Annotated in this window: 18 protein-coding genes, 2 tRNA genes and 1 pseudogene; 10 read left to right on the top strand and 11 right to left on the bottom strand. The window is 64.3% G+C overall.

Annotated features, from left to right (window positions below):
• Positions 1–105: 105 nt before the first annotated feature.
• Both AC3AYF_RS03370 and AC3AYF_RS03365 read right to left on the bottom strand, forming a co-directional pair.
• Positions 106–182 (bottom strand) — tRNA-Arg (locus AC3AYF_RS03370).
• Positions 183–229: 47 nt separating this feature from the next.
• Positions 230–306 (bottom strand) — tRNA-Pro (locus tag AC3AYF_RS03365).
• Between the two features lie 245 nt (positions 307–551).
• On the opposite strand from AC3AYF_RS03365, the gene folD reads away from it, so the two are divergent.
• Both folD and mtnN read left to right on the top strand, forming a co-directional pair.
• Complete coding sequence (gene folD, locus AC3AYF_RS03360) at positions 552–1409, top strand: bifunctional methylenetetrahydrofolate dehydrogenase/methenyltetrahydrofolate cyclohydrolase FolD (RefSeq protein ID WP_487779390.1); 858 nt, start codon at positions 552–554, stop codon at positions 1407–1409.
• A gap of 37 nt (positions 1410–1446) precedes the next feature.
• On the top strand, positions 1447–2151 hold the full coding sequence (gene mtnN / locus AC3AYF_RS03355) for a 5'-methylthioadenosine/S-adenosylhomocysteine nucleosidase (RefSeq protein WP_487779389.1): 705 nt from the start codon (positions 1447–1449) through the stop codon (positions 2149–2151).
• An 86-nt stretch (positions 2152–2237) separates the two neighbouring features.
• Here the strand turns inward: mtnN and cysS are convergent, their stop codons facing one another.
• Complete coding sequence (gene cysS / locus AC3AYF_RS03350) at positions 2238–3629, bottom strand: cysteine--tRNA ligase (protein ID WP_487779391.1); 1392 nt, start codon at positions 3627–3629, stop codon at positions 2238–2240.
• A 21-nt stretch (positions 3630–3650) separates the two neighbouring features.
• The gene (locus tag AC3AYF_RS03345) at positions 3651–5390 is read right to left on the bottom strand and encodes a glutamine--tRNA ligase/YqeY domain fusion protein (protein WP_487779388.1); all 1740 of its coding nucleotides are present in this window, start codon (positions 5388–5390) and stop codon (positions 3651–3653) included.
• Between the two features lie 183 nt (positions 5391–5573).
• On the opposite strand from AC3AYF_RS03345, the pseudogene AC3AYF_RS03340 reads away from it, so the two are divergent.
• Together AC3AYF_RS03340 and AC3AYF_RS03335 are read left to right on the top strand one after the other, a co-directional pair.
• Positions 5574–6065: pseudogene (locus tag AC3AYF_RS03340) on the top strand (peptidylprolyl isomerase); the annotation flags it as partial.
• A 48-nt stretch (positions 6066–6113) separates the two neighbouring features.
• Positions 6114–6836, top strand: a complete 723-nt coding sequence (locus AC3AYF_RS03335) for a UDP-2,3-diacylglucosamine diphosphatase (RefSeq protein WP_295037409.1) — start codon at positions 6114–6116, stop codon at positions 6834–6836.
• A gap of 69 nt (positions 6837–6905) precedes the next feature.
• On the opposite strand, the gene AC3AYF_RS03330 is transcribed toward AC3AYF_RS03335, so the two are convergent.
• Entirely contained in the window at positions 6906–10808 is a 3903-nt protein-coding gene (locus AC3AYF_RS03330; protein WP_295037404.1) for an ATP-binding protein, read from the bottom strand.
• 109 nt (positions 10809–10917) lie between these two features.
• Positions 10918–11580 (bottom strand): MiaE family protein, encoded by a 663-nt coding sequence (locus tag AC3AYF_RS03325; RefSeq protein ID WP_295037401.1) that lies wholly within the window; start codon positions 11578–11580, stop codon positions 10918–10920.
• Between the two features lie 480 nt (positions 11581–12060).
• Here AC3AYF_RS03325 and acnB point away from each other — a divergent pair, with 480 nt between their 5' ends.
• The 3 genes from acnB (at position 12061) to AC3AYF_RS03310 (ending at position 17471) form a co-directional block, all read left to right on the top strand.
• The gene (gene acnB / locus AC3AYF_RS03320) at positions 12061–14664 is read left to right on the top strand and encodes a bifunctional aconitate hydratase 2/2-methylisocitrate dehydratase (RefSeq protein WP_487779387.1); all 2604 of its coding nucleotides are present in this window, start codon (positions 12061–12063) and stop codon (positions 14662–14664) included.
• 224 nt (positions 14665–14888) lie between these two features.
• Positions 14889–15485: an outer membrane beta-barrel protein gene (locus AC3AYF_RS03315; protein ID WP_295037396.1), complete on the top strand. Its 597-nt coding sequence runs from the start codon at positions 14889–14891 to the stop codon at positions 15483–15485.
• A gap of 171 nt (positions 15486–15656) precedes the next feature.
• Positions 15657–17471 carry a glycerophosphodiester phosphodiesterase gene (locus tag AC3AYF_RS03310; RefSeq protein ID WP_295037394.1) on the top strand — a complete coding sequence of 605 codons (1815 nt, stop codon included), beginning with the start codon at positions 15657–15659 and terminating at the stop codon, positions 17469–17471.
• Positions 17472–17577: 106 nt separating this feature from the next.
• Here AC3AYF_RS03310 and ppsA read toward each other — a convergent pair whose 3' ends face one another.
• Positions 17578–20019: a phosphoenolpyruvate synthase gene (gene ppsA, locus AC3AYF_RS03305; RefSeq protein ID WP_487779386.1), complete on the bottom strand. Its 2442-nt coding sequence runs from the start codon at positions 20017–20019 to the stop codon at positions 17578–17580.
• 226 nt (positions 20020–20245) lie between these two features.
• Here ppsA and ppsR point away from each other — a divergent pair, with 226 nt between their 5' ends.
• Positions 20246–21079, top strand: coding sequence for a posphoenolpyruvate synthetase regulatory kinase/phosphorylase PpsR (gene ppsR / locus AC3AYF_RS03300; RefSeq protein ID WP_487779385.1), 834 nt, complete (start codon positions 20246–20248; stop codon positions 21077–21079).
• A 60-nt stretch (positions 21080–21139) separates the two neighbouring features.
• Here ppsR and AC3AYF_RS03295 read toward each other — a convergent pair whose 3' ends face one another.
• From AC3AYF_RS03295 to AC3AYF_RS03285, 3 genes are all read right to left on the bottom strand, one after another.
• The gene (locus AC3AYF_RS03295) at positions 21140–21712 is read right to left on the bottom strand and encodes a hypoxanthine-guanine phosphoribosyltransferase (protein ID WP_295037390.1); all 573 of its coding nucleotides are present in this window, start codon (positions 21710–21712) and stop codon (positions 21140–21142) included.
• Between the two features lie 76 nt (positions 21713–21788).
• Positions 21789–22805 (bottom strand): beta-N-acetylhexosaminidase, encoded by a 1017-nt coding sequence (gene nagZ / locus AC3AYF_RS03290; RefSeq protein ID WP_487779384.1) that lies wholly within the window; start codon positions 22803–22805, stop codon positions 21789–21791.
• 87 nt (positions 22806–22892) lie between these two features.
• Entirely contained in the window at positions 22893–23561 is a 669-nt protein-coding gene (locus tag AC3AYF_RS03285; RefSeq protein ID WP_295037387.1) for a TetR/AcrR family transcriptional regulator, read from the bottom strand.
• 290 nt (positions 23562–23851) lie between these two features.
• Here AC3AYF_RS03285 and lexA point away from each other — a divergent pair, with 290 nt between their 5' ends.
• Together lexA and dinB are read left to right on the top strand one after the other, a co-directional pair.
• Positions 23852–24499 (top strand): transcriptional repressor LexA, encoded by a 648-nt coding sequence (gene lexA, locus AC3AYF_RS03280; protein WP_295037385.1) that lies wholly within the window; start codon positions 23852–23854, stop codon positions 24497–24499.
• Positions 24500–24516: 17 nt separating this feature from the next.
• Complete coding sequence (gene dinB / locus AC3AYF_RS03275) at positions 24517–25584, top strand: DNA polymerase IV (RefSeq protein WP_295037384.1); 1068 nt, start codon at positions 24517–24519, stop codon at positions 25582–25584.
• A 17-nt stretch (positions 25585–25601) separates the two neighbouring features.
• Here dinB and purU read toward each other — a convergent pair whose 3' ends face one another.
• Positions 25602–26450, bottom strand: coding sequence for a formyltetrahydrofolate deformylase (gene purU, locus AC3AYF_RS03270; RefSeq protein ID WP_295037381.1), 849 nt, complete (start codon positions 26448–26450; stop codon positions 25602–25604).
• Positions 26451–26801 lie beyond the last annotated feature (351 nt).

Below are 26801 nucleotides of genomic sequence, written 5' to 3'. Positions count from 1 at the left end.
GGATCGAACCCACGACCACCGGAGCCACAATCCGGGGCTCTACCACTGAGCTACACCCACCATACCGACTCTGCATCAACCGGGACCGCGTCACGCCGTGTTGAGTGGCGCGCCCAGCAGGACTCGAACCTGCAACCTACGGCTTAGAAGGCCGTTGCTCTATCCGGTTGAGCTATAGGCGCATTCCAATACCGGCTGCATTTTCATCGACACGAAAGGACGCCGCGCCTGGTCGGGGTAGAGGGATTTGAACCCCCGACATCCTGCTCCCAAAGCAGGCGCGCTACCAGACTGCGCTATACCCCGATGCCGCGTTTTCCGTGCTCGATGACTCTACGAGCCCTTCGATGCGCTGCGTATTCTACGGATCCTTTCAGCGGGGTCAAGCCTTTACGTGCACTTGGGCCCGATTCGCAGCGCATCGAGGGGGCCCCCGCCGAGCGCGAATCCCACTTCCCCGTCACCGTGCGTTGACTGCATCGCTGGGCATGCGAAAATTGCCCACCTTCTCCGGCGACCCGCCGGCCTTCAGGACTCAGAAAGGAAAGTCGATGACCGCTCAGTTGATCGATGGCAAAGCCATTGCCGGCGCAATTCGCAGTCAGGTAAAAGCCGACGTGGAACATCGCACCCAACGAGGGCTGCGCCGCCCGGGGCTCGCCGTCATTCTGATCGGTCACGATCCGGCGTCGGAGGTCTACGTCAGCCACAAGCACCGGGCCTGCGAGAACGCCGGCATCCTCTCCTTCAGCCATCGGCTCGAGACCACCACCACCCAAGGGGATCTGGAAGCGCTGATCGACCGGCTGAACGCCGACCCGGCCGTCGATGGCATCCTGCTGCAACTGCCATTGCCGCCCCATCTCGATGCCAATCCCCTGCTGGAGCGCATTCGCCCGGACAAGGATGTCGACGGGTTCCACCCCTACAACCTCGGTCGCCTGGCACAACGACTCCCGCTGCTGCGCCCCTGCACGCCCAAGGGCATCATCACGCTGCTGGAGCAGAACCGAATCCCGCTACGAGGGCTGGACGCCACCATCGTTGGCGCCTCCAACATCGTCGGCCGGCCCATGGCGCTCGAACTACTGCTGGCCGGCTGCACCACCACGATCTGCCATCGCTTCACCCAGGGACTCGAGGACAAGGTCAGGCAGGCCGACCTGCTGGTGGTGGCCACCGGCAAGCCCGGCCTGATCGATGGCAACTGGATCAAGCCGGGCGCGATCGTCATCGACGTGGGCATCAACCGCCAACAGGATGGCACGCTGATCGGAGACGTCGATTTCGACACCGCTGCCGAACGCGCCAGCTGGATCACGCCCGTGCCGGGTGGCGTCGGGCCAATGACCGTCGCCACGCTGCTGCAGAACACCCTGCAGGCCGCCGAACTCCACGATGCACAGTGACTCATCGACCGCCTCCACCAGGACAATGGACCATCCCATGCAGACTCTCGGCATCATCGGCGCCATGGAGCAGGAAGTCGCCCTGCTCGCTTCCCGTCTCGACACCCCCCGCACCGAACACCATCCTGGCGGCACCTTCCATTGCGGCGAGCGTCACGGCCTGCGGATCGTGCTTCTCCAATCCGGGATCGGCAAGGTCAACGCCACGGTGGGCGCAACCCAACTGATGACCCACTACCGCCCGGACGCCATCATCAATACCGGCTCCGCGGGCGGCTTCGGCGCGGCCATGGAGGTGGGCGACGTCGTCATCTCCAGCGAGGTTCGCCACCATGACGTCGACGTCACGGCATTCGGCTACGAGATAGGCCAGGTTCCCGGCATGCCCGCCGGCTTCAGCGCCGATCCGGCATTGATCGAGACTGCCCGCGCCTGCATCGAGACGCTCGGTACCCTGCGCGTCCACGAGGGGCTGATCTGCACCGGCGACAGCTTCATGGCCGACCCGGTGCGCGTCGATGCCGTGCGCGAGCACTTTCCCCAGATGCTGGCCGTGGAGATGGAAGCCGCCGCCATTGCCCAGACGTGCCACCTGTTCGGCTGCCCGTTCGTGGTCATCCGAGCGCTATCGGACATCGCCGGCAAGGAGTCCAGCCTCTCGTTCGACGCCTTTCTGGAGCAGGCCGCGACTCACTCCGCCGAAATGGTCGACGCGATCATCGCTCGCCTGGCCAGCGCCTGACGTCGGGCTGCACGCCATAACGAGGAACCCCGCCGATCGGCGGGGTTTCTCGTTTCAGGACGGCATCGTTTCAGGACAGCGCCGGGTCAGGCCGGCGGCGCTTCGAAACTCCAGCTCGTCCCCTCGCGAGAGTCCTTCAGCACGACACCCAGCGCGGCCAGTTCGTCGCGAATTCGGTCGGCTTCGGCGAAATCGCGGCGATGCTTGGCCGCCGCCCGCGCCTCGATTCGGGATTCGATCTCGGCCTCGCTCAGCGGCAGACCGGTAGCGCCCGCCTTGAGGAACTCGGCGGGCTCACGCTCGAGCAGACCCAGCACGCCCGCCAGCCGTTTCAGTTCCTGCCCCAATGCGCCGGCATGAACCGGCTCGACATCGCGCAGGCGGTTGATCTCCCGGGCCATATCGAACAGCACCGACAGCGCTTCCGGCGTATTGAAATCGTCGTTCATCGCCGCCGAAAAGCGCTCGGCATAGATGCCCTCGACATCGCCGTGCATCAGCTCGACGCCATCGAGCGCGTGGTAGAAGCGCTCGAGCGACTTGCGCGCCTCGCTCAGCGACTCCGGCGCATAGTTGATCGGGCTGCGATAGTGACTCGCCACCAGCAGGTAGCGCACCACTTCCGGGTCGTGAACCTCCAGCACCTCGCGAATCGTGAAGAAATTGCCCAGCGACTTGGACATCTTCTCCTGATTGACGCGCACCGCGCCGGCGTGCATCCACACGTTGACGTAGGGCTTGCCGGTCGCCGCCTCGCTCTGGGCGATCTCGTTCTCGTGGTGCGGGAAGGTAAGATCCGGCCCGCCGCCATGAATGTCGAAGGTGTCGCCCAGGCAGCAGGTGGACATCGCCGAGCACTCGATATGCCAGCCTGGCCGCCCCTCGCCCCAGGGAGAGGACCAGCTGGCTTCGCCTGGCTTCGCCGCTTTCCACAGCACGAAGTCGAGCGGATCCTCCTTGTGCTCGTCGACGTGGACACGGGCACCCGCGCGCATGTCATCGAGATTGCGGTTGTTGAGCTTGCCATAGTCGGCGAAGCGGCGAACACGATAGTAGACGTCGCCGTTAGCGGCCGCGTAGGCATACCCCCCCTCGATCAGGCGCTTGATCATCGCCACGATCTCCGGGATGTGGCCGGTCGCACGGGGTTCCGCATCCGGTCGCAGGACGCCTAGCCGCGCCTCGTCCTCGTGCATGGCCGCGATCATGCGTTCGGTCAGCGCCGAAATCGACTCGCCGTTCTCCTCCGCGCGCCTGAGGATCTTGTCGTCGATATCGGTGATATTGCGAACATAGGTGACGTCCAGGCCGGTCTGGCGCAGCCAGCGCGTGATCACGTCGAACGCAACCATGACCCGGGCGTGGCCCAGGTGGCAGTAGTCGTAGACCGTCATGCCGCAGACGTACATCCGTAGCTTGCCGGGCTCGATGGGCTCGAGTTTCGCCTTGCGGCGCGTCAGCGTGTTGTGGATTTCCAGCGCGCTCATGTTCTCGTTACCTTAGCCCTGCTTCTTCTGAATCTTGGCCCAGCTGTCCTTGAGCCCCACGGTGCGATTGAATACCAGCTTGCCGTCGCGACACGCGTGACGATCGGCACAGAAATAGCCGCCCCGCTCGAACTGGTAGCGCGCTTCCGGTTCGACTTTCGCCAGTGCGGGCTCGGCGATACCCTGCACGGTGACCAGCGAATCGGGATTGAGGTGATCCAGGAAATCGGCATCCTTGTCGCGATCCGGCGCTTCCTCCAGGAACAGGTTGTCGTAGAGCCTGACCTCCACCGGCACGCCGTGCTCGGCGCTGACCCAGTGGATGACGCCCTTGACCTTGCGCCCCTCGGGGTTCTTGCCCAGGGTGTCGAAGTCGACGCTGCAGTGGAGCGCGTCGATCTCGCCACCGTCGCCCTTGATGACCTCGTCGCAGCGGATGACGTAACCGTTGCGCAGGCGAACCTCCTTGCCGGGCGCCAGCCGGAAGAACTTTTTCGGCGGCTCTTCCATGAAGTCTTCACGGTCGATCCAGATCTCGCGGGTCAGCGGCAGCCGGCGCGTGCCCATGTCGTCGCGTGCCGGATGGCCCGGCACCTCGAAGACCTCGTCGTGATCCGCGGGGAGATTGGTCAACACCACCTTGAGCGGGTTCAGCACGCACATCGCTCGCGGCGCGTTGTCCTCGAGATCCGAGCGGATGGCGAAATGGAGCATCGCGATATCGACGACGTTGGCGGCACGACTGACTCCGGTCATGTCGCAGAACTTGCGCAGCGAGGCCGGTGTATACCCGCGGCGGCGAAGCCCGGAGATCGTCGGCATCCGCGGGTCGTCCCAGCCATCCACCACGTTGCGGTCGACCAGCAGCTTGAGCTTGCGCTTGGATGTCACCGTGTGGTTGACGTTCATCCGCGCGAATTCGGTCTGGCGCGGCTTGGCCGGCACCGGCAGGTGTGCCAGGAACCACTCGTAGAGCGGGCGGTGATCCTCGAACTCCAGCGTGCAGAGCGAATGGGTGATGCCTTCGATGGCGTCCGACTGACCGTGGGTGAAATCGTAGGAGGGATAGATCTTCCACTTATCGCCGGTCTGATGGTGATGGGCGTGGCGAATACGGTAGAGAATCGGATCGCGCAGGTTGATGTTCGGCGCGGCCATGTCGATCCTCGCCCGCAGCACCTTGCTGCCCTCTTCGAACTCGCCCAGTCGCATGCGCTCCAGCAGATCCAGGTTTTCCTCGACGCCACGATCGCGATAGGGGCTCGGACGGCCCGGCTCGGTCAGCGTCCCCCGATACTCTCGAATCTCCTCCGGCGAGAGATCGTCGACGTAGGCCTTGCCTTCACGGACCAGATGCTGGGCCCAGGCGTAGAGCTGGACGAAATAGTCGGAGGCGAAGCGCACCGCGCCGCTCCACTCGTAACCGAGCCAGCGGATGTCTTCCTGGATCGCATCGATGTAGGCCTGCTCTTCCTTGGCCGGGTTGGTATCGTCGAAGCGAAGATGGCAGCGCCCACCGAACTGCTCCGCAAGGCCGAAGTTGACCCAGATCGACTTGGCATGGCCGATATGCAGGAATCCGTTCGGCTCCGGCGGAAAGCGGGTCACGATCGTGGTGGCCTGGCCCGATTCGATCTCGTCACGAATCTGGTTGCGCAGGAAATTCGGGGCTCCGTGCGTGGTCTCGGCACCGGGCTGGGCTTCGGAACGATCGTTGGGGCTTTCGGCGCTCGTGTTGCTTTCGACGCTCATGGAATGCAGGCAACCTCTATGATTCGGATGATCGGCCGACGGTGCGGCCCTGATGACAGCAGGTTAACACGCGCGGACAGCGGTTTCTCCCGGCGGCCCAAAGCCGCTATTATAGCGCGACGCCCGCGGCCGGCGCCAAGCCGCCTGCCCTCTCCCGACAGCCAGAATCGTCCAGGATTTCCGATGATCGTTTTGCACACCAATCACGGCCCCATCACGCTCGAACTCGACTTCGAGAAAGCCCCCAAGACTGCCGCCAACTTCGAACAGTACGTTCGCGACGGCCATTACGACGGAACTCTCTTCCACCGCGTGATCGACGGCTTCATGGTCCAGGGCGGCGGCTTCGACACCGACTTCGAGCAGAAGCCGACGCGCGCCACGATCGAGAACGAAGCCGACAACGGCCTGGCCAACCAGAAAGGCACCGTGGCCATGGCGCGCACCCAGGATCCCCACTCCGCCAGCGCCCAGTTCTTCGTCAACGTCTCCGACAACGAATTTCTCAACCACCGCGACAAGAGCCTGCAGGGCTGGGGCTACTGCGTGTTCGGCCGCGTGGTCGACGGCATGGAGGTGGTCGACGAGATCCGCCAGGTCGCCACCGGACGGCGCGGCATGCACAGCGATGTCCCCGTCGAGGACGTCGTCATCGAACGTGCCGAAGTCACGGACTGCCCCCCGCCCCTCACGGGCCGACCACCAACAGGAACGACCCCTCGCATGCAACTGTTGATCGCCGATCTTCACCTTCACCCCTCCCAGCCGGACATCGCCAAGGGGTTCATCGACTATCTGCACGGGCCGGCCCGGGAGGCATCGTCGCTGACCATTCTGGGCGACCTGTTCGAAGCCTGGATTGGAGACGACTATCGGGGCGAGTTCGAGCAGCGGATCATTGCCGAGCTGAAGGCGTGCGCCGACGCCGGCACCCGTCTGGCGTTCATGCACGGCAACCGGGACTTCCTGATCGGCGAGGGGTTCGCCGCCGATAGCGGCTGCGCCCTGCTCGACGACCCCACGGTGGCGGAACTGGGCGGACAGCGAGTCCTGCTGATGCACGGCGACAGCCTGTGTACTCGCGACGAGGCCTACATGGCATTTCGACGCCAGGCTCGCGACCCCGCCTGGCAGGCACAGATCCTGGCGATGCCGGTGGAGGAACGCATCGCACTGGCCAGGAAACTCCGGGAGCAGTCCGGCGAAGCCAATACCAACAAGGCCGAGGACATCATGGATGTCACGCCCGAGGCCGTCATCGAGACGATGCAGACCCATGACGTGAGGGTCATGATCCACGGTCACACGCATCGACCGGCGGTGCACGAACTGAGCGTCGGCGGGGAGCCGGCCGAACGCTACGTGATCGGCGACTGGCGTCCCGGCACCGGCTGGCAGCTGAGGGTGGACGACGACGGCCTGACACTCGAGTCGTTCGCCATCTGATCGCACCGGCGCGCGGTTTCGCGCCGGGCGGATTACCGGGATGGCTTTCTCGCCGTTTTCGTACAGCGCCTAGAGCTGGTAATCGGGCGAACGGGGGGACGAGGCGCTGACATTGTCCAGTAGCGTCCGCCAGCGAGTCAGAACCGGCGCATCGGAAAGCGCCACCTCCCCCAGCCGGTAACGCAGTGCGCGCTGCTTGTCCCGGTCGCCGGCGTCAACCAGGGAGAGCCACATCTCGAGACTCTTCAATTCCATGTGGGGGCTGCCGGACTCGACGGCCCAGCTTCTCGACTCCTCGATGAGAGCCGCCACGCTCTCCATGTCGTCACCCATGCGATGCCTGGCTCGGGCCATCTGCAACGCGATCTCCGGCATCATCAACGAGCGTCGCGTGCGCGCATGCTTCAGACAGGGTTCGAGATAGGCCACGGCGCGCGCCACATCGTTGAGCGCCAGGCAGGCATCGCCGTACCACAGGAAGGGCCGCTGCCAGGGCTCCCGGCCCGTCAACTCGCTCAGCCGGGCGACGCTGGACTCGATGCTCTGCAGACCCTGCGACTCCCCTGCCAGCGACCGACTCCAGCCGAGCACGCAGTCGGCCTCCCAATGCCACCGCTGGAGGTCCGCGGTCCGCGTCATCTCGTGCGCGCGACGGCCACGCTCCGTCGCCAGATGAACATGTCCCAGCTGGCGGTAGAGGGAAGCGGCAAATATCAGCGCCATGGCCAACGACCCCGGATGCCGCACGGATTCCGCCAACCGGATGGCCGCTTCCATTTGCTGCTCTGCGCGTCGATAGTCGCCCCGCAGACACAGCGTCCAGCTCTGGTAGCAGGCCGCGGCCACCTGCGGGTGGTCGGAGTACGGCAACCACTCCAGAACCATCGGCCAGCTCAGTGGATCGATCTGGTCGAGGTGCTCGAAGGCAAGCGAGATTCGACCACTCCAGTACTCGCCATGGGCGCGGGCGTAGAGCGCCAGGCGCTGGTAGCGCGGGTCATCAATGCGCTGCGCCAGCTCGCGCAGCTGCCGGGCCAACGACTCCGCCTCGCGATTGGCGTGGCGCTGGCTCGCGCCGACCCATAGCCCCCAGGTCACCAGAAACGCCTGATCGTCAGCTTCGTCGTCATCCAGAACCGAGCCCTGCCACAGGCTCTGGGCCCGGAGAAAGCTCTCTTGCGCCGCCGGCGAGCCATGTCCCTCCAGCGCATAGCAAGCTTGCCCCTTCACCGTCAGCAGGCTGACTTCACGCTCGGCACCGCAGCCGGATATCATGTTCAGGCAGGCGAGACCGGACTCCGCCATTTTCAGCGCCGTGCGGTTGGCGCTGACCTTCAGGCCACTCCTCGCCGCCATTTCGAAATAACGTGCGGCCCGGGCCGGATCGCCACTTCGGCGCAGATGCTCGGCGAAATCTCCCGGGTGGCGGCTGATCCAGGCGGGATAGCTGGATTCGATCAGTGCCACGACTTGCTGGTGCAGCACGATCCGCACATCCTGCGGGCAGGACAGGTAGGCCGCCTCCTGCAGCAGCGGATGACTGAACTGGAAGTCGTAGGGCGGCATGTCGCAGGGTTCGATGATCTCGAGCCGTCGCATCTGCTCCAGCGCCACCTTGAAGAGATCGTCGCTGATCGCCAGACCCGCACGCAGCATGCCGGCCTCGAACTGGCGCCCCAGCGTCGCCGCCAGGTGCGCGACCTGGCGATATCCCTGCAGTTGATCGATGCGGCTGGCCAGCAACCCCAGCAGTCCGCTCGGCAGACTGTCGGCGTCCAGTCGCCGGCCCTCGCGGCGGTCGATCTCGAGCCGACGGCAGATCTCCTGCAGATAGAGAGGGACCCCCTCGCACCGCTCGATCAACTGCTCGCGCAATCGCGGGTTCAGCTTGAGGCGGTGCCGGCGGGCCAGGTAGTCCAGCATGTTCGAGGACCGCTCCGCGTCGAGACGTCCCAGCACCACCTGCTGATCCCAGTTCAACCTGACCGAGGGAACCTCTCGATTCTGATGGGAGGCAACCAGCAGCAAGGCGGTATGAATCGGCAGCCGGGCCTGCAGGTTCTGGAGGACTTTCAGCGACGGCTCGTCCAGCCACTGGAGATCGTCGATGATGATCACCAGCGGACGACGGGAACGGGTCGTCTCGAGAATCAACGCCTGGGTGAGCTGAGTGACCAACTCCACCGCCTCGTCGGCGTCCTCCCTCGCCAACGGTGCCCGCCCGAGCACATCGATCAGCAACTGCCGTCGCTCGATGCCGACCCGCTCCAATGCGGGGATCCGGTCGACCACCCCTCTGATCGCATCATCATCCGGTTCCGCCTCGAGATACCACCCCAGCAGCGCCTGGATCAGACCGTAGGACGCCTGACTCGACAACCGGGTCGTGGGACGCCAGAAAACCGCAGCCTCTTCGTGCTGCAGATATTCCCGGAAATGGATCATCAGGGCAGACTTCCCGATCCCCGTGTCGCCCAGCACCAGCAGACTTTGCCGCAGCCCCAGGGCAACCCGGGCCAGTGCATCGCGCAACTGGCGAAGTTCCGCCTCGCGTCCGGTCAGGCTGGGCGGCAGCGTCTCGCGACCGGAGGACTCCACGCCCAGCACCAGCCCCCGTCGCTGGACGCGGCCATCGCTGCTGATCAGGCGCGGCGTCAGACGAGACTGCAGATCGAACGCCGGTGGCAGATGCTGGCTGGCGTTGAGCGAGATGACCAGCTCGCTGCTCTTGGCCGCCACCATCATGGCCAACGCCACCTGGGTCACGTCGCCGAACGGATCGATCGAGTGCCGCTCGGGGAGCCAGATCACGCGGCCGCTATCGAGGCCGGCCGTCAGCGTGAACCGCGGCGGCGCCTCATCCCCCTGCCACAGGCTATCGAGCTCGGGAGCCAGTCCTTGTCGGCAGTGCTCGAACAGCGCCACCAATTCGGCCAGTTGGTGGGTCGGGCCATGGGTGCCGAAACAGGCGAGACCCACCCCGCTTCCCACCGCCGCCTGCCAGAAACCGCCAAGATGGCGACACTGGGTCTCCAGCCATCGAAACAGCTGGTCCTGAGCCTTCAGACAGGCCAGCGCCCGGCCGAGATCGTTCCCGGCATCCACCGGCCGGAGCGCGATCGCCATCACCGTGACCTGGCGGTAGTCGATGTCCTCCGTCGAGTACCCCGGCGCCTCTCGCTGCCCCGGGGAAGTGTCGCCGCCGGAGACGTTCGACCAATCGATCCGGGGGCGCCCCTGCTCCGGCACCTCCGACCAGAACCTCGCCAACTGCAGAAAGCCCGGCTCGGGCTGCTGGCCGGAGAGTGCAAGGTGCTGCAGGAAGGCGTTGAACTGTTCCCGGGCGGCGGCGAATTGCCCGTGCTCGGCGAGCTGCCTTACCAGGCGCTCGTGGAAGGGACCAAAATCCGGAATGCGGTGAATCAGGGTTCGAAGCAGCGCCTCGGGCAGCGCCGAAGACGCCTCCAGAACCCGCTCCGCATATTCGGTCAAGCGCTGTCGCCACTCGCCCCGAGTGCGCACCAGCCACTGCTGGAAGGCGACGCACTGGCCAAGATGCAGTTCGGCCAGCAGGTCGCCGCGATAGTAGTCGAGCAGCCGGTCGAGCACATCGATGGAGGGAGGCTCGCGCAGCAAGCCATCCACCTCGCGGAGATCCCAGTGAACATTGGGCGGCAAATCGAAGGAGATGGTCTGACGGGTGACGGTCAACGACGCCTCGGCAAGATCGCCGAGGCTATGACGGAGACAGTGAAGGGCGTGGCGAAGGTTCGTGCGCCCCGACTTGACGCCCTGGTCCGGCCACAGCATCTCGGCCAGCGCGGCACGACTGGCCGGCGCATCCTGCATCAGGAGATAGACCAGCAGCGCCTTCACCTTGTCGTAGCTGAAGTGCGTCAGGGAGTCGTCGCCTTGCTGATACCCGAAATGTCCGAAGAGCGCGATTGTTGTTGTAGCTCGACCTGAATTCATCGTTTTCCGTTATCCGATAGAGGAGGCAGCCGCGCGGAGATCATCGGCAGCCCGTTGCCACGCCCTTCCGGCTGGCTTGGACCGGTACGATCGGCGAGGCGGCGACGATTCATGGCGAGATCGCTGTCGGCACGCCGCTGTGAAAGCGGAACATGGCGTCTTCACCTTCGATCAAGGCTCTCTCGTGAGTGGCAAAGCGCGCCACGCGTTCGGCCACCACGGCCTCGCCCCCATAGCGTTCGGCGAGCCCGAGATAATCCTCGAAGTGGCGTCCTTCGGAACGCACGAGGGAGCGATAGAACTTGGCAAGCGACTCGTCGAGATGAGGAATGAGTCGGGCGAAACGCTCGCAGGAGCGTGCCTCGATGAACGCGCCCACGATCAGAATATCGATCAACCGATTCGGCTCTTCCCGCGCCACGTGTTCCCGCAGCCCTTCCGCATAGCGTGACGCCTGGATGTGGGAGTAGTCGACGCCCCGCTCCTGCATCAAGCCCACCACCTGCTCGAAATGCAGCAGCTCCTCGCGAGCCAACTGAGACATCTTGGTCAGTAGCTCGGGGCGATCGACATAGCGGAACATCAGGCTCATCGCCGTCGAAGCGGCCTTCTTTTCACATTGCGCGTGATCGATCAACAATAGCGCCGGATTCTCCAGCGCGGCCTCGATCCAGCGCTGGGGCGTGGCACAGGGGAGAAACTCGAGCAGTTCGGCCGGCAGCAGGCGGTCGGCGTCGACATCGATGTCGTCGGTCATTCGTTCAGTAGTCATTGACGTTCTTCGGGCGCTCGGCAATGGCCGAATACGTTGGTGGTGAAAGACGCCGAATGAGAGCCGGGCGTGTCGTATCCCGTGAAGATCGTCCCTGAGACAGTCGACACGGCCATCAAGGCCAGACCCAAGCCACTCAACGGTCTCCATCGCTTGGTACGTTGAATCAGAGTGGATTCGGCGTCGCGTGGACTCATGGTAGCGCCTGGCCGACGAGACTTCGATAGCCATCTCCATGACCATGGTGACATTGACAGCCGATCGGAGCCGCCAGGGCGCGGAATCGAGGGCTCCTTAACATTGTCGACAGTTTCACGTAGACTTCGCAGCGCCCATCGCAGCCGATTTCGTGCCAGCCATTCCAATGGCTGCCAGACGATCCTGGGTCGCCGAACGACGAGCGGTTCCGTGCCTGCCACGTCATGGCACCTATGTCCGTCTCGCTCATGCGGGCTCCAACTCTAGATGAGGGTCTCCACCGTGCTTGAAGCTTACCGCCAACATGTCGAGGAGCGCGCCCAGGAAGGCGTGCCACCGAAGCCGTTGAACGCCGAGATGGCCGCGCAACTGGTCGAGCTGCTGAAGCAGCCCCCGGCCGGTGAAGAGGCGTTTCTCCTCGAACTGATCACCGACCGCGTGCCCCCGGGCGTCGACGAGGCCGCCTACGTCAAGGCCGGTTTCCTGACCGCCCTGGTCAAGGGCGAGGCCAGCTCGCCGTTGATCGACAAGATTCATGCGGTGAAGCTGCTGGGCACCATGCAGGGCGGTTACAACATCGCCACGCTGGTCGAGCTGCTCGATGACCCCGAGCTGGCCCAGGAGGCCGGCGAACAGCTCAAGCACACCCTGCTGATGTTCGATGCCTTTCACGACGTGGCCCAACGCGCGAAAAATGGCAACGCCACCGCCCAGAGCGTGCTCGAATCCTGGGCCGGTGCCGAATGGTTCCTGGCCAAGCCGGCCCTGCCCGAGAAGATCAGCATCGCCGTATTCAAGGTGCCGGGCGAAACCAACACCGATGACCTGTCGCCGGCGCCGGACGCCTGGTCGCGCCCCGACATTCCGCTCCACGCCAACGCCATGCTCAAGAACCCGCGCGACGGCATCGAGCCGGAAGTGCCGGGCAACAAGGGCCCGCTGGCGCAGATCGACGCGGTCAAGGCCAAGGGCTTCCCGGTCGCCTACGTCGGCGACGTGGTGGGCACCGGCTCCTCGCGCAAGTCGGCGACCAACTCGGTACTGTGGTTCTTCGGCGACGACATTCCGTACGTACCCAACAAGCGCGCCGGCGGTTTCTGTTTCGGCGGCAAGATCGCCCCCATCTTCTTCAACACCATGGAAGACGCCGGCGCCCTGCCGATCGAGATGGATGTCGACAAGCTCGAGATGGGCGACGTCATCGATGTCTACCCGTACGAAGGCAAGGTGACCCGCCACGACAGCGATGAAGTCGTCTCCACCTTCGCGCTCAAGACCCAGGTCATCCTCGACGAAGTCCGCGCCGGCGGCCGTATCCCGCTGATCATCGGCCGCGGTCTGACCGAGAAGGCGCGCAACGAGCTTGGTCTGCCGGGTTCGGATATCTTCCGCAGGCCGGAGCAGCCGGTCGATACCGGCCGCGGCTTCACCCTGGCCCAGAAGATGGTCGGCAAGGCCTGCGGCATGGACGGCGTTCGCCCGGGCATGTACTGCGAGCCGAAGATGACCACCGTCGGCTCCCAGGACACCACCGGCCCGATGACTCGCGACGAGCTCAAGGACCTGGCGTGTCTCGGCTTCCAGGCCGACCTGGTGATGCAGTCGTTCTGCCACACCGCCGCCTACCCCAAGCCGGTCGATGTCGAGACCCATCACACCCTGCCCGACTTCATCATGAACCGTGGCGGCGTGTCGCTGCGTCCGGGCGACGGCATCATCCACTCCTGGCTCAACCGCATGCTGCTGCCGGATACCGTCGGCACCGGCGGTGACTCGCACACCCGCTTCCCGATGGGCATCTCGTTCCCGGCGGGCTCCGGACTGGTCGCCTTCGCCGCCGCCACCGGCGTGATGCCGCTGGATATGCCGGAATCGGTCCTGGTGCGCTTCAAGGGCGAGCGCCAGCCCGGCATCACCCTGCGCGACCTGGTCCACGCGATCCCCTACTACGCGATTCAGCAGGGCCATCTGACGGTCGCCAAGTCCGGCAAGAAGAACAGCTTCTCCGGCCGCATCCTGGAGATCGAAGGCCTCGAGGATCTCACCGCCGAGCAGGCGTTCGAACTCTCCGACGCCTCCGCCGAGCGTAGCGCAGCCGGCTGCACCATCACGCTGGGCGAAGAGCGCGTCAGCGAGTACCTCAACTCCAACGTGACACTGCTGAAGTGGATGATCAGCAATGGCTATGGCGATCGTCGCACGCTGGAACGACGCATCGATGCCATGCAGGCCTGGCTGGACGACCCGAGCCTGATGCGCGCCGACGCCGACGCCGACTATGCGGCGGTGATCGAAATCGACCTGGCCGAGATCGACCAGCCAGTGCTCTGCGCACCCAACGACCCGGACGATGCCCGCCTGCTCTCCGACGTCGCCGGCCAGAAGATCGATGAAGTCTTCATCGGCTCCTGCATGACCAACATCGGCCACTTCCGCGCCGCCGGCAAATTGCTCGAGAAACAGCCGGCGGGAAGCCTGAAAACGCGCCTGTGGCTTGCACCGCCGACCAAGATGGACCAACATCAGCTGACCGAGGAGGGCTATTACGGCATTTACGGCAAGGCTGGCGCTCGCATGGAGATGCCCGGCTGTTCACTGTGCATGGGCAACCAGGCACGTGTGGCGCCGAAATCGACCGTGGTTTCCACCTCCACACGCAACTTCCCCAACCGTCTGGGCGACGGCGCCGACGTCTACCTGGCATCGGCAGAGCTCGCGGCCATTGCGGCCGTCGAGGGCCGCCTGCCAACGGTCGAGGAGTACAAGGCTACCATGGGTGAGTTCAATGCCATGGCGGGTGAGATCTACCGCTACATGATCTTCCATGAGATAGAGGATTTCCAGAAAGCGGCCGCTACGGTCATCCCGGTCGCCCAGGAAGCCTGACAAGTCTCTTCCGATGCTCGCGCTTCATGAAGAGGTCACCGAAACGCCCTGCGAACGCAGGGCGTTTTTTTATGTCTTGCCTTCATTAGGGGCTAATCATAAAGTCTGGGCGACTCATCAAACGCTGTTCGCCAGCGTCCAGGATCAGCGTAACCACGCTCAATCGATACTGCACGGACCCAAGGACACGACGCCTGTCCGCACTCATTCAAGGGAGATTCACGATGAAGAAGACTACCTGGTTCGCCATTCCGATGGCGCTTTCCCCGCTTCTGTTGATGACGCCGACGGCCCAGGCCGCCAATGCCGACGGGCTCTATCTCGGGATCGGCGGCGGCTACGGCGAGGTGGCGAGCAGCGACAGCGACATCGGCAAGTTCGCCGGCGCCGATGGCAGCAACTATCGCGTCGACGACGACGACAGCGTCTACAAGGCGTTCGTCGGCTACGAATACAACCCCTACTTCGCTACCGAGGCCTTCTACGCCGATCTGGGCAAGCCCAACCTGATCCGCGGCGGCAACGTGGTCGACCTCAAGAGCAAGGCCTACGGCTTGAGCCTGGTCGGCAAACTGCCGGTCGGCGCCGGTTTCGAGCTGTTCGCCAAGGCGGGAATGGCGCGCTGGGAAACGGATGCCAGGGGCAACCTGGGCGCGGCGTCCAACGACCTCGACGACAACGACGGGATCGACCCGGTCTACGGCGCTGGCGTCCAGTTCCGCTACCAGCACCTGCTGCTGCGCACCGAATACGAACGCTATGATTTCGACAACGACTTTCAGGTCGACACCTACACCGCCTCCGTGGGCTGGCAGTTCTAGACCAGCGCTTGACGATGCCGCGTCCAGGCCGCCTTCGAGCGGCCTTTTCCGTTCCGGATCAGACGAACTTGCAAAGATGACCGTTTGACGACAACACTGAATGGCGCGCCTTGTCGCGCCCATTCGCCACCGATCACACTTGGCCCGGGAAGGGACACCGCCGACCAATCCATGCTAGCACCCAGCTCATTGATTCAAGACATCGCCCGGCAGATCCGCGCCCACCTGCGCTCGCTGATCGCCTTCCACCTGTTCTTCACATTGCTCGCCTCGGCCGTCTGGGTGCCACTGTCGGCCAACACGCTGGCCGGCCTGCTGCACCGCATCGGACGCCCCGTACTCAGCAACGGACAGATTCTGGACGTCGCCTTCTCGCTGTGGGGGCTGCTCTGGCTGCTGGTAGCGATCGGGCTCAGCTTCCTGGTGATCTTCCTTCAACAGGCGGGAATGATGCTCGTCGTCTCGAGCCAGGCCGGGAACCGATACCGGGTGGCCATGGGGTCGCTATGGCACGTGCTGCGCCGTTTACCGGCCTTGATGACACTCACCCTGCTCCAGGTCGGCAGCCACCTTCTCCTGGCCGCCCCGTTCGCCATCGGTCTCGCCCACCTCTACGGCGCCATGCTCGGCGATATCGAGCCCTACATCCTGATCCACCTGAAGCCTCCCGCGCTGTGGGAATTTCTCGCCGTGGCCACGCCGATCACCCTGGTTCTGGTACTGCTCAGCGCCGCACTCTACTTTCGCTGGTTCCTGGCGCTGCCGGCGATGATGCTCGACGGCCTCGAGCCGGTTGCCGCATTGCGACGCAGCCGCGAACTGACACAGGGACGCCGCCTGCGGATGGCCCTTGCCGTCGTCGGCATGGCGCTGCTGGTGGCGGCCATCCCGGTCGTCTTCACGCTGACCTTCAACACGCTGGGCGGGACGCTGCTCGGGTACCTGCCGGAGCGCAACAGCGTCCTGATCCCGGCGATGCTTGCCTACCTGGCACTCTATATCGTCACCACGATCGCGCTCACTTTCCTGGGTATCGCCGCCAACAGCCTGCTGGTGATCACGCTGTACCACCGCGCCATCGGGCGGGCGCCGGTGTTTCGCCCCTCCGCGACACCGCAGCGCTCCGGCATCATTGCCTGGGGGGCGGAGATCCTGCTGCTGGTCTTCGCGCTCGGCCAGGCGGGCTGGATACTGCATGGGTTCGAGATCAACGACCACGTCGCGATCACCGCACATCGCGGGAGCTCGCTGGTGGCGCCCGAGAACACCATGGCCTCGATGAACCAGGCCATCGCCGATGGCGCCGACTACCTGGAACTGGACGTCCGGCTGAGTGGCGACGGTCAGGTCGTCGTCTCCCACGACAACAATCTGAGTCGACTGACCGGGGTCGACCGTAACATCAGCGACATGACGCTCGACGAGATCGAGCAGGTCGATGTGGGCTCCTACTTCGGCGACGCCTTCGTTGGCGAGCGCATTCCCACCTTCCAGCAGATCCTGGACAACGCGCGAGATCGCATCGGGCTCTATGTCGAGCTCAAACCGGCACCGGGAACCGCCGAGGAACTGGCCCAAAAGGTCATTGCCCAGTTGAAAGCCAGCCAGATGACGGACCACGCCGTGATTGCCTCGCTGTCACCCGATGTCATCGAGGTGGTCAAGAGACTGGACGAAGACCTGCGGACGACCCTGTTTCTGCAGTTCGTCCTGCCCGGTGCGCTGAATACCACCGACGCCGACATCATTGGGTTGCGCCACACCCAGGCTACGCCGAGCCTGCTGAGGACCATTCACGATACCGGCCGGGGGGTGGCGGTGTGGACCGTCAACGGGGTCGGCGACATGTCGCGTTATCTCGACATGGGGGTCGACAACATCATCACCGATCGGCCCGATGCTCTCGCCGAGATCCTGCAGGAACGACGGGCAATGTCCGACGGCGAGCTGCTGCTGGTGAAGCTGCGCAACTGGCTGCGGTCGTGACCGCCCCGGCGGTGGAGGCGCGGTTGCCGACGTCTCGCCACCACCTCGAAACCAAAAAGGCCGGCGCGATGACATCGCGCCGGCCCCCAGGGCTGCCTCGCAACGATCAGCCCAGCGTTTCGCCCGCCAGCATGAACCAGGTCTCGAGCACGGCGTCCGGGTTCAACGACACCGAATCGATCCCCTGCTCCATCAGCCACTTGGCCAGTTCCGGATGGTCGGAAGGTCCCTGGCCGCAGATGCCCACGTACTTGCCCTGAGCCTTGCAGGCCTGGATCGCCATCGACAGCAGCTTCTTGACCGCCGGGTCCCGCTCGTCGAACAGATGCGCGATGATCGCGGAATCGCGATCCAGCCCCAGCGTCAACTGGGTCAGGTCGTTGGAACCGATGGAGAATCCATCGAAATACTCCAGGAACTCGTCGGCCAGCAGCGCATTGGAGGGGAGCTCGCACATCATGATCACCTTGAGGCCCTGGTCTTCGGAAGATGAAGAGGCGCCGCGTTTGAGTCCATTGGCCTCGAGCAGGTCGACCACCGCCTTGCCCTCGGCGGGCGTGCGCACGAACGGCACCATGATCTCGACGTTGTTCAGCCCCATCTCGTCGCGGACGCGCTTCAGCGCCCGGCACTCCAGCTCGAAGCAGGCCCGGAAGTCGTCGGAGATGTAGCGCGAGGCGCCGCGGAAGCCGAGCATCGGATTCTCTTCGCCCGGCTCGTAGAGCTTGCCGCCGATCAGGTTCTCGTATTCGTTGGACTTGAAGTCCGACAGCCGCACGATCACCCGCTTGGGATAGAACGCCGCCGCCAGCGTGGAGATGCCCTCGACGAGGCGATCGACGTAGAAGCTGACCGGATCGTCATAGCCGGCGGTGCGCAGATCGATGGTCTGCTGCAGGTCGCTGGAGAGCTTGTCGTAATCCATCAGCGCCCGCGGATGCACCCCGATCATGCGGTTGATGATGAACTCCAGGCGCGCCAGCCCGATGCCGTCGTTGGGCAGCCCCGCAAACGCGAAGGCGCGATCCGGATTGCCCACGTTCATCATGATCTTGAACGGAATCTCCGGCATGGCGTCGACGCTGGTGGTCTGGCAATCGAACTCCAGCTTGCCCTGATAGACGTGGCCGGTGTCGCCCTCGGCGCAGGAGCCCGTCACCTCGACGTCGTCCTGGAGCAGCTCGGTGGCATCGCCACAGCCGACCACGGCAGGGATCCCCAGTTCACGGGCGATGATCGCCGCGTGGCAGGTACGTCCGCCGCGATTGGTGACGATGGCGGACGCGCGCTTCATGATCGGCTCCCAGTCGGGGTCGGTCATGTCGGTCACCAGCACGTCGCCGGACTGTACCTTGTGCATCTCTTCCGGCGATGCCACCAGCTTGACCTTGCCCTGGCCGATCCGCTGGCCGATGGCACGACCGTCGACCAGCACGCGGCTCTTGCTCTTGAGCGTGAACCGCTCCAGGGTGCCGCCCTCCTGGTTCGACACCACCGTCTCCGGCCGGGCCTGGACGATATAGAGCTTGCCGTCGTCGCCGTCGCGGGCCCACTCGATGTCCATCGGGCGGCCGTAGTGCTTCTCGATGGTCACCGCCTGGCGTGCCAGCTCCATGACATCGTCGTCGCTCAGACAGAAGCGCTGGCGATCGGCATGGCCGACATCGACCGTCTTGACCGAGCGGCCGGCGGCCGCGTCGTCGGTGTAGACCATCTTGATCCGCTTGGAGCCCAGCGTGCGTCGCAACACGGCCGGTCTGCCGGCAGCCAGCGTCGGCTTGTGAACATAGAACTCGTCGGGATTGACCGCGCCCTGCACCACCGTCTCGCCCAGGCCCCAGGCGCCGGTGACGAACACCGCATCGCGATAGCCGGACTCGGTGTCCAGCGTGAACATCACGCCGGCTGCCGCCGTCTCGGAGCGCACCATCTTCTGGACGCCGGCGGAGAGCGCGACGTTCTCGTGCGGGTAACCGCGATGAACGCGATAGGAGATGGCGCGATCGTTGAACAGCGACGCAAAAACCTCATGGACGGCACGCTTGACGTTGTCGAAACCATCGATATTGAGAAAGGTTTCCTGCTGGCCGGCGAAGGAGGCGTCCGGCAGATCCTCGGCGGTGGCCGATGAACGCACGGCCACCTTGAGGTTGGGATGGCGGGCCTGCAACGTCTCGTAGGCGTCACCCAGCGCATCCTCGAATGCGGGGGGCAAGGGCGTATCGATCACCCACTGGCGAATCCTCTCGCCCACCTTGGCGAGCATCTCGGTATCGTCGACGTCCAGTTTGGAGAGTTCGGCGTTGATGCGGTCGTTCAAGCCGTCATGGGCCAGGAACTCACGATAGGCGTGGGACGTGGTGGCGAAACCGCCCGGCACGGTGACCCCGGCGTCCGCCAGGTTGGAGATCATCTCCCCCAGCGAGGCGTTCTTGCCACCGACGCGCTCGACGTCGGACATTCCCAGTTGCTCGAAAGTGATGATGAAGGGTTCCAAAGTCGTCTCCTGATCGTCCTGGCCGGCCACTGCCGATGAAACGTGGCGCATGAAACGGCGCGCTCCGCTGCGCCTCGATGGAGCCAGAAGCTAACAGGCGACTTTGGGCTTAGCCAGAAGTTTAAGGGCGTAGAGTTTGGAGTATTTCTACAGGAATCCACGCTTTTCGCGCATTCCTGTAGTCACGCGAGTCGGTGCGGCGCCGCCACCGGGGACGAGTTGCCCCGGTCGCGGATTTCGGCTGACAATGGACGATCGACACCCACGGATGAACGCCATGCCCCGCACCGCCTTCTTCATCTCCGACGGCACCGGCATCACTGCGGAGACCCTCGGTCGCAGCCTGCTTTCACAGTTCGAGAATACGGATTTCATCCAGGTCACCAAGCCTTACATCGATACGCTCGACAAGGCCCGTTCGCTGGTGGGCATCATCGAGGCCACCGCCGAGCGCGACGGCATCCGCCCCATCGTCATCGCCACCATCGTCGATCAGGCGATCCGGAGCATCGTGGCCGAGGCATCGGCCTTCAAGGTCGATATCTTCTCTACCTTCCTCGCCCCGCTGGAAGAGGAGCTGGAGACCCACTCGACCTACACCGTCGGGCGTACCCATGCGATCGGCCGCGACGACGTGTACATGCACCGCATCGAGGCGGTCAATTTCGCCCTGGACAACGACGACGGCGCACGAACGCATCAGTATCAGGAGGCGGACGTGATCCTGATCGGGGTGTCGCGCTGCGGCAAGACCCCCACCTCGCTGTATCTCGCGCTGCAGTTCGGCATCCGTGCCGCCAACTACCCGCTGACCGAGGACGACCTGGACGAGAACGGCATTCTCAACCTGCCGCCATCGCTGGCCAAACATCGGCACAAGCTGTTCGGCCTGACCATCGATGCCCGCCGGCTGTCGGCCATCCGCACCGAGCGCCGGCCGGACAGTCGCTACTGCTCGATGGACCAGTGCATGCAGGAGATCGGCCAGGCGGAGGCGCTCTACCGGCGCCACAACATTCCCTACATCGATACCACCCGCTTCTCGATCGAGGAGATATCGACACGCATGATGAACGAGACGGGACTTCAGAGGCGATTCAGCCCGCGTTGAGCGGGCCGAAGACAACCATCACTGCCGACCGGGAACGGCCCGCCTAGCGCGAGCCTCGCGTCATAGCCCTTTCGGGGCGAAGATGCCCGGCGCGTTGCGCCAGTAGCCCTTGTAATCCATGCCGAAGCCGAACACGTAGCGGTCGACGACCTCCAGGCCGCAGTAGTCGGCCTTGAGATCGGGGGACGACTTGCGATCGTGGCGCTTGTCGACAAGCACCGCCGTCGAGAGGCTTGCCGCCCCGGCCTGGCGGCAGTAATCGAGAATGGCTGCCAGCGTGGCGCCCTCGTCGAGGATGTCATCGACGATCACGACATGGCGTCCGGCCATCGGAATTTCCGGCGACACCCGCCAGAACAGTTCACCGCCGCGAATACCGCCGCGATAGCGCGTGGCGTGCAGGTAATCGACTTCCAGAGGAAAGCCGAGCCGCGTCAGCAGATGCCCGGTGGTGATCAGCCCGCCGTTCATGACGCAATAGAAGACCGGCAGCTTGTCGCCCAGCTCGCGCGTGATGTCGGCCGCCATGCGGTCCAGAGCCTGCTCCACCTGCGCCTGATCGATCAGGCAATCGGCGTTGTCCATCACTTCCTGCATCGAGCTCAGGGCGTCGATCGAAGGGGTTTGATTCATCGTCTAAGGTTCACCATGAAGAGAGCGACGGCCAGGATCACCGCAGCCGTCGCGGGAAAACAGCGTGTCCTGCCCGTCACTCGGACTCGTTGAGCGCCTCGAGACGCGCGTGCGTGCGCCGCCAGCGGGAGATGGCGGCGAGCGACGCCAGAGTGGGACGAGCGCGCGCATAGCGCAGCTTGGCGACACGCGGAGCCTGGCGGCCTTCACAGGCCGCGACGATCTCGCGCGCGGCCTCGGGCGCATTGCAGACGACGGCCATGTCGCAACCGGCTGCCCAGGCGGCTTCGGCCCGTTCGCGGGGCGACCCGGCCGCATGCGCCGCCGCCATGGGCAGGTCGTCCGAGAAGATGGCCCCCTTGAAGCCGAGTTCCTCGCGCAGCATGCCGAGCCAGCTGGGAGAGAAACCGGCCGGCCGCTCGTCGAACGCGGAGTAGATGACGTGAGCCGGCATGACGCCATCCAGCTTGCCCGCCAGCCTGGTAAAAGGCACCAGGTCGCGTTCACGCAACTCCGCCAGGCTGCGCGGATCCTCGGCAATCCCGAAATGGGAGTCCTGCCGCGCCCCGCCGTGGCCGGGAAAATGCTTGCCGATCGCCACCATGCCCGCGTCGTGGAGCCCGTCGATGAACGCCCCGGCCAGCGCGGTGGTCACCTCCGGGTCCGGCGAGAAGCTTCGCGAACCGATGGCGGGCGACTGGTCGTCGTCGAGATCCAGCACGGGCGCGAAGCTCAGATCGAAACCGCAAGCGGCCATCTCCATGCCCAATAGCCAGCCCGCATCCTGAGTCAACGTCAGGGCCGCCTCGGGAGACTCCGCGAAATGGCGGCCCAACACCGCCATGGGGGGAATGGGTGTCACCCCCTCCTTCAATCGCTGCACCCGACCGCCTTCCTGGTCGATCGCGACCAGAATGTCGGGGCGACACTCGCGAATCTGTCCGATCAACGCCTGGGTCGTGGCGACATCCGGCGTGTTCCTGGCAAACAGCAGGACGCCACCGACCTCCGCGCGCGAAATCAGTTGGCGCTCCTCGTCACGTAACCGGATGCCTTCGACATCCAGCATGACCGGGCCGAGAGGTTGAGTCATAGCTAACACCTGAGACCATTGAGCGCCCGATTCTAGACGACAGCGGGTTGCCATGACAGAGGCGGAACGATGCCGGCGGTCACCGACTCACTCTACCGCCGAGCCGGCCGTCTCCAGGGCAGCGGGTAATGGCGCCTGCATGCCGGCGACCACGACGGGACGGAGGTGACGGATCAGCTCTCTGACCGACATGTGCTCCTGATACTCGCTGTCGGCGATGTCTCTCAGTGCATCCAGGCCGGACAGGGTGAAGACCACGGTACCCAGCATGAAGTGCAGTCGCCAGAATCGTTCGGCGTCCGGCAGGTCCGGCGTCGCCCGGCGCAGGCAGGCGACGAAGCGGTGGAAGGTGTCCCCGTAGTGCTCCTGAATGTAGCGGCGCAGATGCCCCTGAGCCTGGGTGTAGGCCAATCCCAGCAGTTTCATGAAGACCTTGAGGCTATTGCGCTCGGCAGGCACCTCCAGGACGCTGGTGGCAAGCTGCTCCAAGAGTACCTCGAGCGGCACTCGCGTCTCCCGGTAGCGCGCCTCCAGTCCATCGAGCGCCAGGTTCAGCCGCTCCGAGAACGGATCGAGATAGCGGGCGAAGACCGCCTGAATCAAGGCCTTCTTGGAGCCGAAATGATAATTCACCGCCGCCAGATTGACCTTGGCGCGAGTCGTGATGTTGCGCAGCGAGGTTTCAGCGAAACCCTTTTCGGCAAAAAGGACCTCCGCCGTATCGAGAATACGAGTAACGGTGTCGGGTCGGGCCATGTCATACCTCGCGCCAGAGAACAACGACTTAGAACGATTATGATTCTAATCATTCCGGGACGAGCCATACAATCGAGCATTTCGTCGGACCTGGGGCGCGGGGTTGCCAACTCAGGGCCCGAAAGACTTCCCTCATCGCGAACGACTGGATACAATTCCAGCCTGTATGCATGAACACGCCTAGCTGGGGTCAGGCTCCACGCCATCCGACCCATGATCAGCGGGATAAATGCCTGACCATCCAATCAGGCCCCAAACGCCTGATGACCTTCAAGGCCCGGGAGAGAACGATGGCGCGACCGCTCACCGCACGACAGCAGAACGTCTACGATTTCATCGTCAAGACGATGGGCGAATTCGGCTACCCGCCGACACGAGCCGAGATCGCCCGCGCACTGGGATTCCGCTCTCCCAATGCCGCCGAGGAACACCTGCGCGCGCTGGACCGCAAAGGCGTCATCCGCATGATACCCGGCACCTCCCGCGGTATTCGGCTGCCAGCCGGCGTCCAGGAACCGGAACCGGGCGAAGCCAGTGTCGAGGGCTTGCCGGTCATCGGCAGCGTCGCCGCGGGCAGCCCGATTCTGGCCACCGAGCATATCGACCGTTACTGCCCCCTGCCGGCCGACTACTTCACGCCCAGCGCCGACTATCTGCTGCGCGTGCGGGGGTTGTCGATGAAGGACGCCGGGATCTTCGACGGCGATCTGCTTGCCGTTCATCGAACCCAGGAGATACGCAACGGTCAGATCGTCGTGGCGAGGCTGGAGGACGATGTCACCGTCAAGCGCTTCCAGCGCCAGGGCAGCCGCGTCACGCTGATCGCCGAAAACGCGGATTTCGAGCCGATCGTGCTCGATCTGAAGCATCAGCATCTGGAGATCGAGGGGCTCGGCGTGGGCGTCATTCGTGGCGGCAACGGCTCCGGGCTCCACTGAGGCTTTCCCCCGGCACCATGCGCAAGATTCTGCACGCCGACTGCGACTGCTTCTATGCCGCCGTGGAGATGCGCGATGACCCTTCGTTGACCCATACGCCCCTGGCGATCGGCGGGAGTGCCGAGCGACGGGGGGTCATCGCCACCTGTAACTATCCGGCGCGGAAGTTCGGCATCCATTCCGCCATGCCAACGGCGCGCGCGCTGCGCCTCTGCCCCGAGTTGAAGCTGCTACCGCCCGACTTCAACAAATACCGGGACGTCTCTCAGCAGATCCAGGCCATCTTTCACGAACTGACGCCGCTGGTCGAGCCGCTTTCACTGGATGAAGCCTACCTGGACGTGACCGAAGTCCCCCGCTTTCAGGGCAGTGCCACCTGGATGGCCCGCTGGCTCAAGGAGGAGTCCCTGGCGAGGACCGGCATCGTCATCTCGGTCGGCGTCGCACCCAACAAGTTTCTCGCCAAGATCGCCAGCGACTGGGACAAGCCCGACGGCCTGTTCGTGATTCCGCCGACGGAGATGGAGTCGTTCATCACCGACCTGCCGGTCAGGAAACTGCACGGCGTCGGCCCGGCGACCGCCACCAAACTCGACACGCTCGGAATCGCCAGTTGCGCCGATCTGCGGGCCCAGCCGATGGACAAGCTGCTGGACCACTTCGGCAAGTTCGGGCGCCGTCTTCACGAGCTGGCTCACGGCATCGACGAACGTCCGGTCAATGTCTCGCGTGAACGCAAGTCCGTCAGCGTCGAGACGACCTATGACCGGGACCTGCCCCACCTGAGTGATTGCCATACGGCATTGAAGCCCTTGATCGAGAAGCTGCACGAGCGCATGGCCCGCCATGGCGATCCCGCCATCGCCAAGCAGTTCGTCAAGGTCCGCTTCGACGACTTTTCCAGCACGACCCAGGAAACGGGAGCCCGCGGCATCGTCGACGCGCGCTTCCATGAGCTGCTGGAGAGTGCATGGCGACGAGGCGAACGCCCCGTCAGGCTCCTGGGTGTCGGCGTACGGCTGGTGCCGGAGCAGGAGCAGCGCCAGCTGGGCCTGTTCGACGATGACGAACCGACGTCGCCCTGAACATCAAATGGTGCGAATCAGGAGAACACCACGGTCTTGTTGCCGTGAATGAGTACACGATCCTGCAGGTGCCATCGCAACCCGCGGGCGAGCACGGCCTTTTCCACATCGCGCCCCAGGCGCACCAGATCCTGCGGCGTATGACAATGGGATACCCGCTGGATGTCCTGCTCGATGATCGGCCCTGCATCGAGCTCTTCGGTGACATAGTGGCAGGTGGCACCGATCAGCTTGACGCCACGCTCGAACGCCTGGTGGTAAGGCTTGGCCCCGGCAAACGACGGCAGGAAGCTGTGGTGGATATTGATGACCCGCCCTGCGTACCGCTGGCAGAGATCGGGCGGCAGAATCTGCATGTACCGTGCCAATACCACGCTGTCGGCTTCGGCCGCCGTTATCAGGCGCTCGGTCTCGGCAAAGGCCGACGCCTTGTCATTCGGATCCACCGGCACGTGATGAAAGTCGATCCCGTACCAGGTCACCATGGCGCGCAGGTCGTCATGGTTGGAGATCACGCACGGAATGTCGCAATCGAGCTCCCCGGCCGACCAGCGATAGAGCAGGTCGACCAGACAGTGCGACTCCCGGGAGACCATGACCACGACCCGCTGGCGCCGGTCGGAGTCGCTGAGCCGCCAGTTCATCTCGAACTCCTCGGCGATGGGCGCGAAGGCGACTCGAAAGTCCTGGGCGCTCAGCGCATTGGCGCGAATGTCGTAGCGCATGAAAAAGCGCCCGGTAGCCAGGTCGGAGTGCTGGTTGGCCTCGATGATCGAGCCTTCCTGGGAGGCGATGAAGCTCGACACTCGCGAGACGATACCGACGCGGTCGGGGCAGGAAACGATGAGACGATAGTTGTGCGACATAACTGTGAGGACACTCTGTTAACGCGGGAGCGCTTTCTGAAAGAACTCTGGATGTAAAAAAAGCGCTCGAACTGATCATTGGGCACGGCTGCCGACCCGAACTCCGACGCTTCGGCGTCGTGCCATCGAAAGCGGAACCTCGATGACCCGCGGTCATGGCGCCTCCGCGACCGGAAGAAAGGGTTGGTCGGCGACAGCTCCAGACCCGGCGCCGGGTGACGCTGCGCCTCGATGGATTGCGCATTGTACCCCACTCGCGAGCGTCGACCAGCGTCGCCGCCCGTTTGAGCGCGCCGAGACGCATGACTTATAGTGGAACGAGATTTCCTCCTACAAGGATGCCGATGTTCC

Source organism: Salinicola sp., from assembly GCF_982684285.1.
This window is presented reverse-complemented; position numbering and strand designations above follow the sequence as displayed.